Below are 17,521 nucleotides of genomic sequence, written 5' to 3' on the forward strand. Positions count from 1 at the left end.
GCCAAGTACAGGCCCGCGTCTGCTGATCAGTCACGCTGCAGGTATGTACTTCCACGTCTGCACTTATAAAACACGCAACAACCAAGCCCAAGTAGCCAAGCACAGGCCCGGGCTCTTCCACCAAAACCCCGCCGAAAGCGGCCGAGCCGTCCTCAACAACAACGCTTACCCTGCCATCTAAGACACAACCCCACAACCCCGAAGTTGAGAACATCAAGCACCAAACTGCTTTCCAGGGTTCAGGCCATAGCCACTGTTCAGAGGCGATGTTATTTTCGTTTATCTATTTATGGATTTAATAGATGATAGGTCTGTAATGGTAATTGTGATGAGAATTCACGGTCGGCACCAGTTAAGGGGTCAACAAATGAGATGTGCGTTGCCGTCAAATGCATTGGTATCCGCATGTCTTCGGCCTCGGCAGGGTAAATGACCGGGTATATGGGGTCGCCAATAATGGGTGCTTCGGCTTGGAGCATATGGAGCCGTAATTGATGAGTCTTCCCGGTCTGTGGTTTGAGTGTGTACTTCGCTAGCTCAGGTAGTGCTCCGTGGATAGCTTCGTACGGGGCCTTATCTACTGGCTCCACGCCGGCGACTTCGGTGATGGCGTTGACTTCACCTTCGACGATGCGTCCTTGTAGTTCCCCCGGGGTCTTCTCCATGCGGGAGCGCCAGACGGTGCCGGGGGAGACGTCGGCAAGCGGCGCGATGGCTGCGTAGGTCTTGGTGACGCGGCGCTCGGCAAACAGCGTTTGGTAGGCGCCCCGTATGGAGCGGTCCTTGGTAAAGACGAGGATGCCGGAAGTGAGACGGTCGAGGCGGTGCGCGGGGGATAACTCGTTGTTTCCGGTTTTCCGACGCAGGCGCACGGTGGCAGTCTCCGTGATGTGGCGGGCGCGGGGCATGGTGGCCATGAAGGGTGGTTTGTCGACGACCAAAAGGCGTTCGTCTTCAAAGAGAATCGGTATTTCGTATGGGACGGGCGTTTCTGGTGCCGGCATGCGGTAGAAGTACACCACGGCGTTGGAAGCCAGGATGCTGTCGGGGCGTAGGGGTGAAGCGTCTTGGCGTACAACTTCGTTGGCATCGAAGCGTGCCTGTAGCGCGGCCTCGTTGTCTTCGGGGTGCCGGTGGCGCTGCGTGGTGATGAGGTTGTGTACGAAGTCCCACGCAGTGATTGGCCCGTCGGATACGCGAGCGTGAGTGGGGTTTAGTCCATCGCGGATAGGAAGTGGTGTTGCGCCACGCCTTTTTTGCGATATTCTTTGTCCCATGGATTTCAACTCTATTCTCGCACCCGTCATCGATTTCTTCTCTAATGGTATCGGTGCCGTCATTCGTGACATTGTCGTGGCCGCCTACAACATTCTCTTCCCTGCCAACGCAGATGCTGCGACCACCCCACAGGTCTAATAATAGGTATTAGACTGGAAGTGTAAGCACTTCGAAAGGAAAGGTCATGGCAAAGGAAGACATTGTCGTCGTAGCCGTCGATGGTTCGGAAGCGTCGAAGAACGCCGTCCGCTGGGCTGCCAACACTGCGGTGAAGCGGGGTATCCCACTGCGTATCGCATCGAGTTATACGATGCCGCAGTTCCTCTACGCCGAAGGCATGGTCCCGCCGAAGGAGCTTTTCGATGACCTCCAGGCGGAAACCTTGCAAAAGATTGAGGAGGCCCGCGCCGAGGCCCACAAGGTTGCCCCGGATCTGAAGATTGGCCACACCGTGGCTGAAGGTTCCCCGATCGATATGCTGTTGGAGATGTCTAAGGACGTCACCATGATTGTGATGGGCTCCCGCGGCATGGGCGGTCTTTCCGGAATGGTCATGGGTTCGGTTTCTGCCTCCGTGGTCTCCCATGCCTCCTGCCCGGTGGTCGTAGTCCGTGAGGATAACCACGTCACTGAGTCCACCAAGTACGGTCCTGTCGTCATCGGTGTCGATGGCTCCGAGGTCTCCCAGAAGGCAACTGATTACGCCTTCAAGGAAGCGGATGCCCGTGGCGCAGAGCTGATTGCTGTTCACACGTGGATGGATATGCAGGTTCAAGCTTCCCTGGCTGGCCTCTCGGCAGCCCAGGCGGAGTGGGCTGAGGTGGAGAAGGAGCAGGCAGAACTGCTGACCGAGCGCCTTGCAGAGTTCCAAGAGAAGTACCCGGATGTACAGGTGAAGAAGGTTATCGCTCGTGACCGTCCTGTCCGTGCGCTGACGGAAGCTTCCGAGGGCGCTCAGCTGCTCGTCGTGGGTTCCCACGGTCGAGGTGGCTTCAAGGGTATGCTGCTTGGTTCTACCTCCCGCGCGTTGCTGCAGTCCGCTCCCTGCCCGATGATGGTGGTACGTCCGGACTCCGAGTAACCTTCGCATAACTCCGCTATAACGATTCGGGCCCATTTATTGGATAAATGGTGGGCCCGGGTCGTTTTGATGTTTTAACGCGTACAGTGGGAAGTGCGTAAATAAAAGCTATTTACTGTTGAGAGAAGGAGTGAGTGACATGGGACTTGGTCTCGGTTTCTTTGGATCGATTGTTGTTGGCATCATTGCGGGTTGGCTCGCAGAGAAGATTATGAAGCGTGACCAGGGGCTGTTCACCAACCTCATCGTTGGTGTTATCGGCGGCCTCATTGGTGGCGGTTTGCTGGCGCTGTTTAATAAGGATGTCGGCGATAGCTGGTTCCTGATGATTATTACTGCGACCGTCGGTGCTTGCATCCTGCTGTGGATCGTGGGGGCCATTACGGGCCGCAAGAAATAATAATTCGCATACATACCGGTTTGTCTATATTGTATAGATGAACCGGTTTTGTCATGTGAGGAGAAGAAATGGCCGAAAAGAAGTCGCGCCGTAATCGCCCGAGCCCGCGTAGCCGACTACTCGAATCCGCCACGCGGCTCTTTGCCACCGAAGGTATCCGCGTCATCGGAATTGACCGCATCTTGCGCGAGGCAGATGTGGCAAAGGCTTCGCTCTATTCTCTTTTCGGCTCCAAGGATGCCCTCGTCATCGCCTATGTCGAGGCCCTCGATGAGGAATACCGCGCAGATTGGCAAAAGCGCACCGAAGATGCCACTGACCCGGAGAACAAGATCCTGGCTTTCTTCGACAAGGCCATCGAAGAGCAGCCAGCCATGGAGTTTCGCGGCTCGCACTTCCTTAACGCGGCTGGCGAATACCCACGCCCAGAGACAGACGCCGAGCGGGGCATCGTGGCCGCCTGCGTGGAGCACCGAACGTGGATTCATTCCACCATCACGGCACTTCTTAACGCCAAGAATGGCTACCCCTCAGAGGAGCAGGCGAGCCAGATTCTTATCTTCCTTGATGGTGGTCTCGCCGGCGCCCGCCTGACCCGTGACGTCGCCCCGCTCGTCACCGCGAAGCAGTTGGCTATTCAGCTTCTGTCGGCGCCTCCGGCCGATTATTCGATTTAAGAATTTTGCGTGCCTCCGCCACAATCGCAGAGTGGCGTTTGCGGGCAGCAGCCAACTCCTCCTTGTACGCAGGGTTGTCCTTGAGGCGCTGTTTGGCGGCTTTCTTCTCTTTCTTCTTTTCCTTAGCCCGCCAGCGTCGAATGCTCTCCCGCCGCTGTTCGTGGACAGCTTCCGGTAAGGGATAGCGCTTGTGCAGGATGAATTCGTACGCCAAAGTCTGTAGCAAGGTGAAGAGGTAGGAGCAGCCCCAGTAGAAAATGATGGTCACGGGGATGGGACCGTTCCACGCTACCGCCCACAGCATCCAGGGGATGAGAAAGACCGTGAGCGCCATGAACCACAACAAGCGGCGCGGAATCTTCTGATCGAAAAGAGTGGTGAGGTAGCCGCGGTAGAGCGTGATAAGGGTGTTCAGCGAGGTGAACGCGAGTGCCGCCACGAGCATCGGCAGGATCAAGTCGTGATGCTCGCGGGCGAAGTCGGTGAGGGGGACGCCGAAGACGGTGGAGGCGCGGAAGGAGGAGACGTCGTCAAGCGTGAGCATTCCCACCGGTTCATTCGCCGAGCCCGAGACTCTAAGGACCACCTGGTAGAGGCCGATGAAGGCTGGGAAGATGAGGAAAACCGGGAAACAACCCACCATGGGGTTGTGCTGGAAGCGTTCCTTAAGATCGCGCTGCTTGGTCAGGATAGTGACGGCATCATCGACAGAATCGGCCTGCTTGAGTCGTTCGTTGAGCTCGGTCATCTCCGGGCGCATGAGTGCGCCGATGCGGCCCTGCTTCACGGAAAGCCAATTCAGCGGAGCGATGATTCCCCGGACTGTGAGTACCAGGAAGACGATGGTGAGGATCCACGCCATCGAACCGTCCAGGAAAGAAGCAAATAGCAGGTGCCAGAGTTTCATGATTCCGGAGACCGGGTACATGAAGATGCTGATCATCGCCTACTCCTCTTCCTGCAGGGTGGTGGGGCACTTACACGTTACAGGGAGTCTAAGATGCTGGTATGCCTCACCCCACTGCACGCACTCGACCGACCGTAGGTACCGTCATCGGTGAGCTCATGCTGACGGCCGGCGTGCTGCTGCTGCTTTTCGCTTTCTATGAGTCCTATTGGACCAACATCAAGTCTGGCCAGATGCAGAACCAAGCCAATGAGACGCTGCAGGAAGAATGGCACAACCCGCGAGGAGGGGGCCACGCCCCGAAACTTGGTGAGGCCTTTGCGCGCCTCTACATACCGGCCTTTGGATCGGATTTCGCTTTCGCGGTTCTGGAAGGCACCAACGAGGATGATCTGTTGCGCGGACCAGGGCGCTACACGGAGACACAGATGCCCGGTGAGCCGGGAAATTTTGCCGTCGCCGGGCACCGCGTGGGCAAGGGCGCTCCCTTTAATGATCTGGGAAACCTGGATACCTGTGATGCCATCGTCATCGAAACCGAAACGGAGTGGATCACCTACCGTGTTTTGCCCATTGATGGTGTCCCGGGCGGCTGTTTCAGCCCAGAGCAGCAAGCCAAACCGGAGTACCATTCGGTGCAGGGCCGCCATATCACGCTGCCGGGCGATGTCAGTGTGCTCCACCCCGTCCCCGGTGCGGAGGGGGTTGAGCCCAGCGAATCCCTACTCACCCTCACCACGTGCCACCCGCAGTTTTCCAATGCGGAGCGCATGATCATTCACGCGATGGAGACTGACCGGGAGGCCAAAGCGCCCGGCACGGATGACAATGACCGCCCCGCCGTCTTGGAGGAGAACTAATGTATCGCGCACTCTGGAACTTGTTGCCCGGCCCCACCGCGGTGAAGGCGGTGCTGGCGCTGGCGCTGGCTGTGGGTGTTTTCTTCCTGCTCATGGAGGTTATTTTCCCTTGGGTGGCAGCGCAGATGCCCTATAACGACGTCGCCGTTTAGGCTTTTACACGCTTAGGTCTTTATAGACCTAAGCTCTTGATGGCTTCCTGGGCTATGAGCTGGGGCTTGAGGGTCTGCAGCTGGTTCGACCACACCACCACGGCGTGGTTGTCCTTCTGCACGGCAAAGACCGTGTGGTCCTCAAAGACGCCGCGCCCACCCGACCAGCCATCGAACTCGGCCAGCTCCGTGTCCTCTACCGGTGCGGCCCAATCCACGACGGCCCGGGCCTCCTCCACGCTGGGCATCTGCCGAACCAGGACGGTGGCCTGTGGATCCTCGGGGTAGGACCAGAACACGCAGGCGGGGGTGCTAAAGCGCTTGTCGACGCCCCACCGGGTCATCCTCTGCCCGTTGGTATCGGCCACCCATTGGGTATCCAGATAGGGGCAGTCTTCCCAGTCGCTGACTTCAGCCGTGGCGTCGATAGGTAGGCCATCGCCTGCGTCGGTGTGTGGCACCGAACTTGCGGCCGGGGTGCTGGGCGTGGGGTTGGATGCATCCGAGCATCCTGCGACGGCGAAGCCGATGCCGATCAGGCAGGCAGTAAGCGAGGGAAGTAGGCTGTGGCGCATGACGTCCACACTAGACCAGCGCTCGGTTGAATCGGATGCCCTGCGCAACGGTATCCACGTCCTGACAGCGACGCTGCTGGTGGTGGCAATTTTTACCACGGTACGCCTTCCTCTGTGGCAAGGTGTATTGAACCTTTTGCTCTTGGTTTCTTTTGCCGTGGTGTACTTCGGGGGGTCGGCCTACTTAGAGACCCTTCCGCGCGTCGCGCGTTATGGCTGGATGGTCATCCTCACGGTGTTGTGGCTCGCTGATTTGGCGGTGGCGCCCGCGGCCATCTATCTCGTGTTTTCCCTGTATTTTGTGTACCTCTACGTACTGGAGATGATCCCCGGCATCATCTGCGTTATCGCGGCCACGGTGATGACCGTGCTGGTGCAGATACCGGGTGGGTTGTCCTTCGGCGGCATCATGGGCCCCGCGGTATCGGCCCTGGTGACAATCGCGATTACCTACGCCTTCCGGGCGCTGAGCCGTATGAACCAGGAATTGGTGAAGACCCGTTCGCAACTTGTAGAGTCTGAGCGCACGGCAGGCATGACGGCTGAGCGCCAGCGCATCGCCCACGAGATCCACGACACCCTGGCGCAGGGCCTGTCCTCCATCCAGATGCTGCTGCATGCCGCTGACCGAGACCTCGACCAAGAGGATATTCCCAAAGCACAAGAGCGCATTGAGCTCGCGCGGCGCACCGCAGCGGATAACCTCCATGAAGCGCGCGCCATGATTGCGGCACTTCAGCCGGCGGCACTCTCGGAAACTTCCCTGGGAGCTGCCATGACGCGGATGGCGGATAATTTCGCGGCAACCGGTGGGGTCGACGTGTCTGTGGACGTTGAGGGCGATACGCAGCAGTTGCCCATGAAGGTGGAAGCAGCACTGTTGCGGATTGCGCAGGGGGCGATGGGGAACGTCGTCAAGCACGCTCACGCCAGCAAGGCGCGGGTCACCGTGACCTATGCGCCGGATGAGGTGCGCGTGGACGTCGTGGACAATGGAGAGGGCTTTGATGTCGCGGCGGTGGAGAATAAGCCGGCGGGTTTGGGCCATATTGGTCTATCGGCGATGCGCAGGCGCGCAGAGGAGCTCGGCGGAGAAGTCGTGATTGAATCCACGCCAGGCAGCGGCACGGCGGTCTCAGTTAGTGTGCCCTTAGATAACGATGTAGATTAGGAAATTGTCCACACTGTACCAATGAGGAGGAAGCCCGTGATTAGGGTCTTGCTTGCCGACGACCACGAGATCGTACGCCTAGGTCTACGCTCGGTGCTCGAGGGAGCAGAGGATATCGAGGTCGTGGGCGAGGTAGCTACGGCCGAGGCCGCTGTTTCCGCGGCACAGGCGGGTGGCATCGACGTCCTCCTCATGGATCTGCGTTTCGGCGCGGGCATCGAAGGCACGCGCGTCATGGGCGGCGCGGAAGCAACCGCTGCTATCCGCTACTCCATGGAGAATCCCCCCAAGGTGCTCGTGGTGACCAACTATGACACCGATGCGGATATCCTCGGAGCCATCGAGGCCGGAGCGGTGGGCTACCTGCTGAAGGATGCGCCACCGGTGGAGTTGCTCGCGGCGGTACGTTCGGCGGCCGAAGGAGATTCGGCACTCTCGCCCGTGGTGGCCGATAAACTGATGACCCGCGTGCGTACCCCGCGCACCTCCCTTACCCCGCGCGAGCTTGAAGTATTGAAGCTGGTGGCGGCGGGTTCCTCCAACCGTGAGATCGGTGTGGAACTGATGCTGTCAGAGGCGACGGTGAAGTCTCACCTAGTTCACATCTATGACAAACTAGGCGTGCGCTCCCGCACCTCCGCCGTGGCTGCTGCCCGCGAGCAGGGCGTTCTTTAAAGATTGTTGGCGTTGCGGTACGCCAAAATCACCTCGTTGGGGATCTTGCCGCGCTCAGCTACCTGGTAGCCGTGCTTGGCGGCCCACGCGCGGACATCGGCTGGCTTATAGCGGCGGGTGTCCTTTTTAACGGGGTGGCGGGCCGCCTTGATGAAGGGGTCCAGCGCAGCGTGGAATTTGTCGGCGTTTTCTTGGGATACGTCGAGAAGATAGTCCTTACCGTCAACGCTGAAGCGGATGACGATCAGTTCTTCCTCACTGAGGGGCTTGTTATCGATATCATCAAAAAACTGAGTGATTTCGCGGCGGGCCATGAATCTCCATTCCGGCTGAACGATGTGGATACGCGACGAGTGTCCTCCCCGCTTGGGGGAGGGTAGTGCGGCTTGAAGGGTAGACGTCTGCGCGCTGAGAGGCTAAGCGCCCAGCTTGGCCTGGATTTCGTCGTTCAGTGAGTCAATCTCGCCGGAAATAGAGCGGTGCGCGCGCTGACGCTGCTGATCAGTCATGTACTCGGCATTGTCAATCGCGGAGTCAAGCTCGTTGAGGCGCTCCTTGACGTCGCGCTTGAAACCAGCGGGAAGCTGCGCGTCCTTGAGAGAGTTGCGGATACCCGCGGTGCGGGCCTTGAGCGGCGCGCCGTGGCCGGAGAAGGACGCCAGCTGTTCGGCGCTGACACCGGCTTTCTGCGCGCGCTTCTTTTCCACCTCGCGCTGGGCGGCAGTGATGCCGCGGTAGATCAAGGGCAAAAGAAGCGGTGCTGCGGTGCGCAGGGCACCGGCATAGCGCTTGACATTGTCCTTATTAAAACGGCCCTGCTTGATGCGTTCGAGTTCTTTCTTGGCCATTTTGTACTCGTGTTGGCGGCGCTTCTTTAAGCCCTTTTCCTCAGACTTAATAAGTGCCTTTTCTTGCTTGGCCAGCAGCTTCTGCTGGCGGTGCTTGGCCTTATCTGCAGCCTTGACCTCTGCCTTTGCGCGGGTCTTAGCGGCCTTGATCTCAGCGCGGGCCTCACGGCGGGCCTTGCGGATTTTCTTCATAATGCCCATTGAAACGTCCTTTTATTAATCTATCTTTAGGGTCTCGCTACAACTCTAGCAAGGTGGTCTACTAAGCTCACCTGCTGTGAAGGATGTGCTCGTTGCCACGGATCTTGTGGGCTGCCGTTATCGCTTAGTGCAGCGCCGCGCGCATCCCGAGATCCCACGCACCGCGGTGAGCCAAGCCCGCGCGGAGCGCCACGCGGCCGCCATCGATGCTGCGCTCAGCCGCCTTCCCAAGAAGGGGCCAGGGCGTTTCCGCCGGATTGACCTGGAGGGGGATGATTTCGAGCGAGCGCTTGCCACACTGGAAGCACTTGTTCACGGCTATACGCACATTACGAACGCTGTGTTTTCTACTTCCGAGTGGATGGTGCGCGTGGAGCTCCTAGTGCGGGATGGGGACAAATACAGTCCTGTCATCGTTTCTGATCACCGCGTGGCCCGCCCGCACGAGAGCTCGCGTACGCTGGTTGTGCCTACCCATCGTTTGGGGTTGAGTGAGCCGCTACCGGCAAAGTACAAGATTCGGCACCATGCCGTCGATGGCTACCGGTTGGCCTTGGCCGCGCGGGGCTTGGAAGAAGTAGGCCTGAATTCCGGCAGGGGCGCTGCGATTGGCCAGGATCGCAGCCAAGCTTTTGTTACGGATACCTCGCGTTTTGCCATCGATGAGGCGTTGGCGCAGCCACTACCAGCGGGCCCACGCCGCGTTAAAGAGTGCGCCTCCTGCCGCTTTTGGCCTTTGTGCCGGGAGGAGCTGGAAGCCCGCGATGACATCTCGCTCTTTCTGCCGGGCGACCGCGCGAAGCCCTATCGTGAGCGCGGTATCACGACAGTGCAAGGGCTTATTGATGCCTCCCTCGGCACCCCTTCCGCCCTTGCCGCTGCCTGGCGTGAAGGCGTCCCACTGTTGCGCCGTGACCGGGTCAGCGTTCCCCGCGCGGATGTCGAGGTTGATGTGGATATGGAGGCCTACCTGGATCAGGGGGCCTACCTGTGGGGTGCGCTACTGGACGGTGAATACCATTCCTTCGTGACGTGGGAACTGCTCGGTGGCCGCGCGGAAGCGGAGAATTTCGCTGAGTTCTGGGACTGGCTCATGCGGGTGCGCGCTGAGGCACATGAGGCAGGAAAGACCTTCGCAGCCTACTGCTACTCCGCCCATGGTGAGAACCATTGGATGCGCAGATCCGCCCAACGTTTTTCTAAGCCCAGTCTCCAGGAGGTGGAAGAGTTCATCTCCTCGGAAGAATGGGTGGATATGTTCGCCCACGTCAAGCGCAGTTTCGCTGGCACTGCGGGGCTGGGCCTGAAGACCGTGGCCCCCGTTGCGGGTTTCGAATGGCCGGAAGAGTTTGATGGTGAGGAATCCGTCAATGCCCGCCGCGCCGCCGTTGCCGGGGATGCCGCCGCGCGGGCGCAGATTCTGCGCTACAACGCGGGCGATGTGCGCGCTACCCACGCCGTCCGCGAGTGGATGTCTCACGGCGCGCCGGGAGTGTCCCCCCTCGAGCCCTAGCTTCTCTCTGCCTTCCTGTTTGCAAGGCCCCAGACCTGAAACCCGCAACCTGCAGGTGGGCGTCGCCAAGCGCTTGCCGACGCCCACCGCTCACGCAGGAGGTTGCGGGATCGAGGTCTGGGGATCTACAGGATGAGGCTGAGTCCGCCGAGGATGATGAGCACTGCAAGGGCCACCCAGGCCTGGTCCCAATCCGTGGTGCTCGTCGGGGCTGGGCCTTCGGCCTTCTTGAGTAGCACGGCTTTCTGGGCCTTGACCGCGCGGGCGGTGAGGATGGGGAAGACTGCCATGGAACCAAGGCAGAGCAGGGAGGCGGCAACCATGGTGAGGGAACTATCGGTGGCTAGCCACAGGGCGAGTCCGCCGTTAATGAAGACGGATCGCCCGAGCCCCCAGCGGTTGTATTCGCGCAGGCCCGCCCGTACCGCTGAAGGGCCGCCGCCCATCGTGGTGGGCAGCATATAGCCCATGACGCCAATGAGCAGCTGGGCAGCAAAACCAACGACGAGGGCGAGCATGGGAATCTTTGGCTCGCTAGAGAAGAAGTGCTGGGTGGTGTAGTACACCAGCCCGCCGAGCAGCCACAGGGAGGAAAAGAGCACAGAAAGCGCTGGGAAGGTAATGCGTCCGCGCGGATCGTCGAGCACGGTGAGGACATTGATGAGCCAGCCCTGCAGGCTGAGCGCCCAGCCCGCGCAGTAGAGGATGAGGCCTACCTGCGGAACATTCCAGATGCTGCCCACCAGAGTAGCTAGCACGCCTAGGCCCAGCAGGGTGAAGCTTAAGCTCATGCGCGGATTGATTCCCTTGGTGCGCCAGATGGAGGGGAACAAGATGGTCAGTGAGCCGGCTGCCGCAAGGCCCACGAAGCCGCCAATATTGGCAGCCACGTGGGCGATGAGTAGGCGCGGATGGGAGGGATGCGTCGCGAGGAAAGCGCCCAGGGTGGCGCCCACGGCAAGAAAGAAGGCGGAGGCCACATAACCAGCAACGACAGGGCGGAATCGTTTGGATTCCGCGCGGCGCCATAAGGCAAAGAGGGCCGCGCCGTGCCAAGCCACGGCAGTCGCAACGAGTGCGGCACCCACCAGCGTAAGCAGCCAGTGCCGTTCCCAGGCTTCGACGAGCATCTGCCCTACGAGGGTGAAAACAACGCCTATGTTCAGCAGATAAATGCGTGCGAGCTGCCGCGGGCGGGCAGAAAGAGGTACTTTGAGCTGCACGAACTTCTCGGTGAGATGCTGGGACCACACCACGATGCTGTTGCTGAGGATACCGAGCGTGAAGAGGTGGATGAGAACCCAGCGGTAGTTCGGAATAAAGGTATGGGTCGCGCCCGCGATGAGGAAGACCATCATCCACAGACTGACTGGGCGCGATGCCTTCCGGTGCCATGTACGCGGTGACCACTTATCCATAAAACACGATTTTATCCGGTTTTTCTCACGGCCCAACTCAGCGCCGCGATACCTGCGGCGAGGGCGGCGTAGACGGTGATGAAGCCGATCCACGACAGGGAGTCAAAGAGCACGCCGGCCAGCGCGCCCAGGATAGAACTGCCCAGGTAGTAGAAGAAGACATAGAGGCTGGAGGCCTCCGCGCGGTCGTGGGTGGCGATGTGCCCCACCCAGCCCGAGGCGGTGGAGTGCGCCGCGAAGAAACCGATGGTGAAGAGCACGATGCCCAGCAGGGTGGGGATCAGCGAGCCCATGCAGAGCGCGATGCCCACGGCAAAGAGCGCGCAGGAGAGCAGCAGCGTGTTGGCATGGCCCACTTGGGTAACCAGCCGGCCAGCGCGCGCCGAGGACCAGGTTCCGGTGAGGTAGAAGAGGAAGACCAAGCCAGCCAAGCCCGGCGAGAGGTGGAAGTGGTCGATGAGCCTAAAAGCCAAGAAGTTATAGAGGGACACGAAGGTGCCCATCGCCACGAAGGCCACGATGAATAAGGGGATCAGGCGGGTGTCCCGGGCATGGCGGAAGATGGCGCGCAGCTCCGAGCGGAAGTGAATCTCCTTCGGGGTGAAATTCTGTTGGTAGGGCAGCAAGATCGCCGCGATGATGGCCAGGATGAGTGTGACCAGGCTGGAGCCTGCCAGGGCCCAGCGCCAGGACGTGAGCTCGAGCAGCCCAGTCGGGATGAGACGGCCGGTCAGTCCGCCGATGGTGGTGCCGGCGATGTACAAACCCATGGCACGGGCAACGTAGGAACTTTCTAGCTCCTCCGAAATCCAGGCCATGGCGGTAGCAGGTGCGCCGGCGATGACGGCTCCCTGGAGCGCGCGGGTGGCGATGAGGATTTCTGGGTTGGGGGCCAGCGGAACGAGCATGCCGATGAGCGTGGCCGCGATGGTGGACACAAGCAGCAGTTTTCCGCGTCCGATGCGCTCGGAGATGATGGACACGGGGATCACGCAGATGGCCAGGGCACCCGTGGCCGCGGAGATGGTCATGGCGGCTTCCGTGGGGGACATGCCCATGTCCTCCACCAAGGTGGGCAGCATGGCTTGGGTGGGGTAGAGGCAAGAAAAAATTGCCAGGCCCACGAAGAGCATGGCAATGGTGGCGCGCCGCGTTCTGGTCATGCATCAAGCATGGCCTAGCGCGGGTTATGTGTAAAATGTCTAAAAGTCACATAAAGCATGCGAGGTGTGCATGAATCTGGAGGATGTGCGCGGCGTCGTCGCCGTGGCCGACCATGGCCTCGTCGGCGCGGCTGCCGACGCCCTCGGGCTCTCCCAATCCGCGCTGACCCGCCGCGTGCAGCGCATCGAAGCCGAAGTGGGGGCCAGCCTGTTTGAGCGCAGCGGCCGGCGTCTGCGGCTCAATGCGCGCGGCCGGGCCTTCGTGGAACACGCGCGGCGGATGCTTTTGTCGGAAGCCGCTGCGCGCGATGCCGTGTCCCGACTTATGGATCCGGAGCGCGGTACCGTGCGCCTCGATTTCATGCATTCCCTGGGCACGTGGATGGTCCCGGAGCTACTCAAGGCTTATCGCGCTCAACACCCGCACGTGGATATTCGCCTGCACCAGGGGGCGGCCCGGGAGTTGGTGGACAGAGTAGCAGCCGGCGAGTCCGACTTAGCGCTGGTTGGTCCCCGACCTATAAACCCAGGCCCGCTGGGTTGGCACCAGCTCAAGCTGCAACGACTGGGGCTGGCGGTCCCGGAAGGGCATTGGGCGGCAGGAAAAGGCAATGTGCGCATGGAAGATTTTCGCGACGAGCCCTTCATCGGCATGCTGCCGGGTTATGGAACGCGCATGCTTCTGGATTCCCTGGCAGGCGAAGCCGGTTTTAGCCCCCGCCTGGTCTTCGAGTCGATGGAGCTGACCACCGTGGCCGGCCTCGTGGCCGCCGGACTGGGATCAGCGTTGCTGCCGCTTGATGACCCGTACCTGAAAGCCCGCAACCTCATTCCCTTAGAACCGGAGGCCTACCGTGAGCTGGGTTTGGTGTGGCGCGAGGGCGATGATGCCCCGCCGGTGGAGCACTTCAAGGATTTCGTTGTGGCACGCACCGCTGACTAGCTATCGAACGGCAGCGCGGCCGCCAACGCGCGGAGCGTTTCAGGGCTGGAGACCTCGTGTGGCAGCCTGGCACTGGTGCTCCCAGGCGGCAGAGTGTCTTAACGGATAGGCCAACTGCCCAACATGACGAAGATCCCTCTCGGATCTGCAATGGCGGCGCATAACTTTGGCGGATCGGGCAGTTGCGGTCTGGATATCGGGGTTGGGTGGTCCTCCGCAAAGCCTGTAGAGGGAGTCACAACGCGAAACCGCGCTGAGCCTCAATGAAGAGGACCCAGCGCGGTCGAAACTATATGGCCTTAAAGGAGGCCAGAGTGCTTACTTGGTGGCAGCAGCGTAACGCTCAGCAACGTCATCCCAGTTGAAGACGTTCCAGACAGCCTTGACGTAATCAGCCTTCACGTTCTTGTACTGGAGGTAGAAGGCGTGCTCCCACATATCCAGCATCAGCAGCGGGGTGAAGTTCACAGAAATGTTGCCCTGCTGATCAGTCAGCTGCTCAATAACCAGGCGGCCAGCAACGTGGTCGTAGCCCAGAACTGCCCAGCCGGAACCCTGCAGGCCGGTAGCAACGGCGGAGAAGTGAGCCTTGAACTTCTCGAAGGAGCCGAAGTCACGGTTAATAGCCTCAGCCAGCTCGCCGGTGGGCTCGCCGCCGCCGTTCGGGGAGAGGTTCTTCCAGAAGATGGAGTGGTTGGTGTGGCCACCCAAGTTGAAGGCAAGGTTCTTGGACAGGGCGCGGATGGCGTCAGCGTTAGCCTCGCCGTTGCGCTGCTCCTCCAGAGCCTCGAGCGCAGCGTTAGCGCCAGCAACGTAGCCAGCATGGTGCTTGGAGTGGTGCAGCTCCATGATCTCAGCGGAGATGTGCGGCTCCAGGGCATCGTATGCGTAGTCGAGTTCCGGAAGTTCGTAAACAGCCATTTGTTTCATCCTTTCTTTGGGGTACGAGGCCCCATGGTAGGGGCCGGATGAGAATTTGGCCACAATATTTTTTCTATGGGAGCTGCCGTGAACAAAAACCTGGATTGCAGGCAATGCAGCGGAGTATAAGGGGAGGACAACACTAAGCGAAGGAGAATCCAGCATGTTTCTTTTCAGGCCAGAGCCCACGCTGGTGGCGGCTAAGGACGCCCTTCCCGGGCGCGCGGAGCCCGTCTTAGAGGCCCCACAGCCCCACGCGGTGTTAGACACTCCGATTACTGGACCGTGGAAAGAGGGGCAGAGGTCCCTCATCATCGCCATCGGCTGTTTCTGGGGCGCGGAGAAGATGTTCTGGGAAACTGAGGGCGTGGAGTCCACGTCCGTGGGCTATGCGGGCGGCACCACGCCGAATCCCACTTATTATGAGGTCTGTCGCGGGCTGACCAACCATGCGGAGGCTGTCCAGATTACGTATGATCCGCAGCGCGTGAGCTTGCGCGACCTCGTGGTCAAGGCCTTGGAAGCCCACGATCCGACCCAGGGATTCCGCCAGGGCAACGACGTGGGCACGCAGTACCGCTCGGCTTTCTACCCCGAGACCGAAGAGGAACGCGCGGAGATCCAGCAGCTTGTGGATTCCTACGCGGGCAAGCTTGCCGACGCCGGCTTCGGCGCCACCACCACCGAAGTCACCCTCCTCAGTGAGACGGACTCAGGCCAGTACTACCTGGCTGAGGACGAGCACCAGCAGTACCTGCATAAGGTGCCCAATGGCTATTGCCCGCACCACAGCACCGGTGTGAAGTGCGGCTAGAGCTGCTTACGGACGTGAGTCCGGCTAGAGCTGCTTGCGCACATGCGTGCGGAAGTCGGAAGGTTTGTTGAGCTGGTCGCGCTCCACGAAGACCCGCATGCGCTCGGCTAATTCCGGGGTGAGTTGTGTGCGCGTTTGGGATCCGAGGACGGAATCCCAGTACCAGAAGGTTTCCTCGAAGTAGTTGTGCCCGTGGCCGCCCGGCACGTTGAGCGAGTTGATCTGGTCCAGTGCTACCTGCCAGAAGGTGATGAACGGATGCCAGCGCAGGTTGTTAAAAGTATCTGCGTACAAGGTCTGCGGGGTCGGCTCGTGGATCCAGTTGGGGCGGGCATAAATGAGCTTGCTATCCCACCACACGATGGCATCGGAGGCGTGTTGCCCCACCGCTACCCGCGGGCGCTCCCAGGGGCCATAAGGCTCGCCGAAGGCATCGTGCTCCATGTGGGCGGGGACTGCGGCGAAGCGGAGGTGCCGGCCGCCGTCGATAAGCGGCAAGCGCTCCAAGGAGCCGCGTTCGCGGTGCAGGCGGCGCATGAAACTGGTCATCCGGGGTGGCCCAGTGAATACCGCGCCATCGCACGCCGCGAGCAAATCTTCGACCGTCTCATAGTTTTCCACGATGGCATAGCAGCCCAGGGATTCGCCGCTTAAGTACAGCTTGGGGCGGTTGTCTTCGGGCAAGAGCTCGAGGCGGGCGTGAACAGCGGCGATGAGCTCGCGCGCAAAAGTGCGGGAGAGGTTTTTATCCACCAGGTAGGAAAACATGGAAGGCAGGTAGTCGAATTGCAAGGCCACGGTGGCGCAATTGCCGCGCGTGAGGAATTCATAGCCACTGACCGAATAATTATTGATCCAGCCTGAGCCGGAGGGCATCTGCAGCACGATGGTGTCGCGGTGGAAGGCCCCCGTGCGGTCCATCTCCGCCACCGCGTGGCGGGCGGCGGCGTGCGGACCACGGCCGCGGATGAGGCCGATGTAAATGCGTATTGGTTCGCGCGCTCGGTCAAAGTGCATGACCTCTTTGATGTCCTGGGCGCGGGGGCCACGGTCGAGAAAAACGCGGCCCTGTGAGCCGACAGCCGTCCACTGCTCATGGGACCATGGGCTGCCGGAGCGTTCCGGCTCCCACGGCATGACAGATCCCGGATAGACGAGCTTGTTGAGGGCAAGGCCCTGGATAGTGGCTTTGTGGAGCAGCCGGCGCCAGACCATGCGGTCGCTGGCCACGGCCGCGGCGAAGCCCACCGCGCCGCCGGCTAGGGGCCAGGCAATCCACCGGGGCAGCCAACGCTGCACCTGGAGAGAAAGTTGAGTGACGGTAAGCTGAGCCGCCTCCCCTACGATAAGCAAGGCGCCGTAGCCTGCGGTACCCACCATCATTCCTAGTGCGGCGGATTGCGGGCCGCGGTCATTGAGTTTGCCCACGAGGCGGGCCTGCTCTGTTTGGTTGCGCAGGGAGCGTATGCCCGCGATGAAGGTTCCGAGCCCCAGCAAGTAGTAGGAATAGCGCCGAGTGGTGGGGCCGACCCGATCCTGGGGGCGCCGGCCCGCGTGGCGTAGGGCGCGCTTCGCTGCGAAAGCCGCGGTGGTGGCGGCGAGATGTCCCGCGCCTTGGCCGATGGCCACGTTGGCAGCGGTAACCCACCACGGGCGTGGCAATAGCGACGGGGAGACGGCTGCCCAGGTCGCTACTTCGGCGCCGAAGAGCCCGGGCCACATATTTTGCGGCAGGCGCCGCCTGCCGGTCATGCGCATTCCAGGGGTGAGATCACTGATGAGCTCCAAGGAAAAGATGGCAGCCTGAAGTCCTGTGCGGGCGGTTTTGAGGGCGATGCGGCGCGCGAGTTGACGCATGCTGGCCATTGAACCAGCTTTGGGGCGAACGTGCAGTGATGCCACTAATCAGACCTAATCGGGCATA

21 protein-coding genes are annotated in these 17,521 nt (G+C 60.7%); 12 read left to right on the forward strand and 9 right to left on the reverse strand.

What is annotated here, in order from left to right; genetic code table 11:
* On the forward strand, window positions 1–181 hold a 181-nt coding region (locus HMPREF2781_RS12605), incomplete at its 5' end, for a hypothetical protein (protein WP_210385998.1).
* 106 nt (window positions 182–287) lie between these two features.
* On the opposite strand, the gene HMPREF2781_RS03915 is transcribed toward HMPREF2781_RS12605, so the two are convergent.
* Entirely contained in the window at window positions 288–1,340 is a 1,053-nt protein-coding gene (locus HMPREF2781_RS03915) for a pseudouridine synthase (RefSeq protein WP_083308523.1), read from the reverse strand.
* On the opposite strand from HMPREF2781_RS03915, the gene HMPREF2781_RS12490 reads away from it, so the two are divergent.
* The 4 genes from HMPREF2781_RS12490 to HMPREF2781_RS03930 all read left to right on the forward strand — a co-directional run bounded on the left by HMPREF2781_RS12490 (window position 1,276) and on the right by HMPREF2781_RS03930 (window position 3,436).
* The gene (locus tag HMPREF2781_RS12490; protein ID WP_168160887.1) at window positions 1,276–1,416 is read left to right on the forward strand and encodes a hypothetical protein; all 141 of its coding nucleotides are present in this window, start codon (window positions 1,276–1,278) and stop codon (window positions 1,414–1,416) included. The two genes, HMPREF2781_RS03915 and HMPREF2781_RS12490, sit on opposite strands and share 65 nt — an antisense overlap.
* Before the next feature lie 46 nt (window positions 1,417–1,462).
* Window positions 1,463–2,359 (forward strand): universal stress protein, encoded by an 897-nt coding sequence (locus tag HMPREF2781_RS03920; RefSeq protein WP_070443215.1) that lies wholly within the window; start codon window positions 1,463–1,465, stop codon window positions 2,357–2,359.
* Window positions 2,360–2,498: 139 nt separating this feature from the next.
* Window positions 2,499–2,759 (forward strand): GlsB/YeaQ/YmgE family stress response membrane protein, encoded by a 261-nt coding sequence (locus HMPREF2781_RS03925; RefSeq protein ID WP_070443217.1) that lies wholly within the window; start codon window positions 2,499–2,501, stop codon window positions 2,757–2,759.
* Window positions 2,760–2,827: 68 nt separating this feature from the next.
* Window positions 2,828–3,436 carry a TetR/AcrR family transcriptional regulator gene (locus tag HMPREF2781_RS03930; RefSeq protein WP_070644470.1) on the forward strand — a complete coding sequence of 203 codons (609 nt, stop codon included), beginning with the start codon at window positions 2,828–2,830 and terminating at the stop codon, window positions 3,434–3,436.
* Here the strand turns inward: HMPREF2781_RS03930 and yidC are convergent.
* The gene (gene yidC, locus HMPREF2781_RS03935) at window positions 3,393–4,379 is read right to left on the reverse strand and encodes a membrane protein insertase YidC (protein WP_070443221.1); all 987 of its coding nucleotides are present in this window, start codon (window positions 4,377–4,379) and stop codon (window positions 3,393–3,395) included. The two genes, HMPREF2781_RS03930 and yidC, sit on opposite strands and share 44 nt — an antisense overlap.
* A 65-nt stretch (window positions 4,380–4,444) precedes the next feature.
* On the opposite strand from yidC, the gene HMPREF2781_RS03940 reads away from it, so the two are divergent.
* Together HMPREF2781_RS03940 and HMPREF2781_RS12495 are read left to right on the forward strand one after the other, a co-directional pair.
* The gene (locus tag HMPREF2781_RS03940; RefSeq protein WP_070443223.1) at window positions 4,445–5,203 is read left to right on the forward strand and encodes a class E sortase; all 759 of its coding nucleotides are present in this window, start codon (window positions 4,445–4,447) and stop codon (window positions 5,201–5,203) included.
* Window positions 5,203–5,355, forward strand: coding sequence for a hypothetical protein (locus HMPREF2781_RS12495; protein WP_010188461.1), 153 nt, complete (start codon window positions 5,203–5,205; stop codon window positions 5,353–5,355). The genes HMPREF2781_RS03940 and HMPREF2781_RS12495 overlap by 1 nt, the downstream gene beginning before the upstream one ends.
* 20 nt (window positions 5,356–5,375) lie before the next feature.
* On the opposite strand, the gene HMPREF2781_RS03945 is transcribed toward HMPREF2781_RS12495, so the two are convergent.
* Window positions 5,376–5,930, reverse strand: coding sequence for a DUF2020 domain-containing protein (locus tag HMPREF2781_RS03945; RefSeq protein ID WP_070443336.1), 555 nt, complete (start codon window positions 5,928–5,930; stop codon window positions 5,376–5,378).
* On the opposite strand from HMPREF2781_RS03945, the gene HMPREF2781_RS03950 reads away from it, so the two are divergent.
* Together HMPREF2781_RS03950 and HMPREF2781_RS03955 are read left to right on the forward strand one after the other, a co-directional pair.
* Window positions 5,929–7,101 (forward strand): sensor histidine kinase, encoded by a 1,173-nt coding sequence (locus HMPREF2781_RS03950; protein WP_070644471.1) that lies wholly within the window; start codon window positions 5,929–5,931, stop codon window positions 7,099–7,101. The two genes, HMPREF2781_RS03945 and HMPREF2781_RS03950, sit on opposite strands and share 2 nt — an antisense overlap.
* A 36-nt stretch (window positions 7,102–7,137) precedes the next feature.
* Window positions 7,138–7,776, forward strand: coding sequence for a LuxR C-terminal-related transcriptional regulator (locus HMPREF2781_RS03955; protein ID WP_010188464.1), 639 nt, complete (start codon window positions 7,138–7,140; stop codon window positions 7,774–7,776).
* On the opposite strand, the gene HMPREF2781_RS03960 is transcribed toward HMPREF2781_RS03955, so the two are convergent.
* Both HMPREF2781_RS03960 and HMPREF2781_RS03965 read right to left on the reverse strand, forming a co-directional pair.
* Entirely contained in the window at window positions 7,773–8,090 is a 318-nt protein-coding gene (locus HMPREF2781_RS03960) for a histone-like nucleoid-structuring protein Lsr2 (RefSeq protein WP_070644472.1), read from the reverse strand. The two genes, HMPREF2781_RS03955 and HMPREF2781_RS03960, sit on opposite strands and share 4 nt — an antisense overlap.
* A gap of 102 nt (window positions 8,091–8,192) precedes the next feature.
* On the reverse strand, window positions 8,193–8,825 hold the full coding sequence (locus HMPREF2781_RS03965) for a DUF6474 family protein (RefSeq protein WP_070443229.1): 633 nt from the start codon (window positions 8,823–8,825) through the stop codon (window positions 8,193–8,195).
* Between the two features lie 76 nt (window positions 8,826–8,901).
* Between HMPREF2781_RS03965 and HMPREF2781_RS03970 the strand changes: the two genes are divergently transcribed.
* Window positions 8,902–10,338, forward strand: coding sequence for a TM0106 family RecB-like putative nuclease (locus tag HMPREF2781_RS03970; protein ID WP_210385999.1), 1,437 nt, complete (start codon window positions 8,902–8,904; stop codon window positions 10,336–10,338).
* A 125-nt stretch (window positions 10,339–10,463) separates the two neighbouring features.
* On the opposite strand, the gene HMPREF2781_RS03975 is transcribed toward HMPREF2781_RS03970, so the two are convergent.
* Complete coding sequence (locus HMPREF2781_RS03975; protein WP_070644473.1) at window positions 10,464–11,756, reverse strand: copper oxidase; 1,293 nt, start codon at window positions 11,754–11,756, stop codon at window positions 10,464–10,466.
* An 11-nt stretch (window positions 11,757–11,767) separates the two neighbouring features.
* Entirely contained in the window at window positions 11,768–12,919 is a 1,152-nt protein-coding gene (locus HMPREF2781_RS03980) for an MFS transporter (RefSeq protein ID WP_070644474.1), read from the reverse strand.
* Window positions 12,920–12,989: 70 nt separating this feature from the next.
* Between HMPREF2781_RS03980 and HMPREF2781_RS03985 the strand changes: the two genes are divergently transcribed.
* Entirely contained in the window at window positions 12,990–13,862 is an 873-nt protein-coding gene (locus HMPREF2781_RS03985; protein ID WP_070644475.1) for a LysR substrate-binding domain-containing protein, read from the forward strand.
* Between the two features lie 318 nt (window positions 13,863–14,180).
* Here the strand turns inward: HMPREF2781_RS03985 and HMPREF2781_RS03990 are convergent, their stop codons facing one another.
* Window positions 14,181–14,783: a superoxide dismutase gene (locus tag HMPREF2781_RS03990; protein WP_070523894.1), complete on the reverse strand. Its 603-nt coding sequence runs from the start codon at window positions 14,781–14,783 to the stop codon at window positions 14,181–14,183.
* A gap of 163 nt (window positions 14,784–14,946) precedes the next feature.
* Between HMPREF2781_RS03990 and msrA the strand changes: the two genes are divergently transcribed.
* Window positions 14,947–15,597 carry a peptide-methionine (S)-S-oxide reductase MsrA gene (gene msrA / locus HMPREF2781_RS03995; protein WP_070523890.1) on the forward strand — a complete coding sequence of 217 codons (651 nt, stop codon included), beginning with the start codon at window positions 14,947–14,949 and terminating at the stop codon, window positions 15,595–15,597.
* Window positions 15,598–15,621: 24 nt separating this feature from the next.
* Here the strand turns inward: msrA and HMPREF2781_RS04000 are convergent, their stop codons facing one another.
* Entirely contained in the window at window positions 15,622–17,463 is a 1,842-nt protein-coding gene (locus tag HMPREF2781_RS04000; RefSeq protein WP_070644476.1) for an alpha/beta-hydrolase family protein, read from the reverse strand.
* Between the last annotated feature and the right edge of the window lie 58 nt (window positions 17,464–17,521).

Source organism: Corynebacterium sp. HMSC062A03 (assembly GCF_001811145.1).
In the GTDB taxonomy this organism is placed as follows: Bacteria; Actinomycetota; Actinomycetes; order Mycobacteriales; family Mycobacteriaceae; genus Corynebacterium; species Corynebacterium aurimucosum.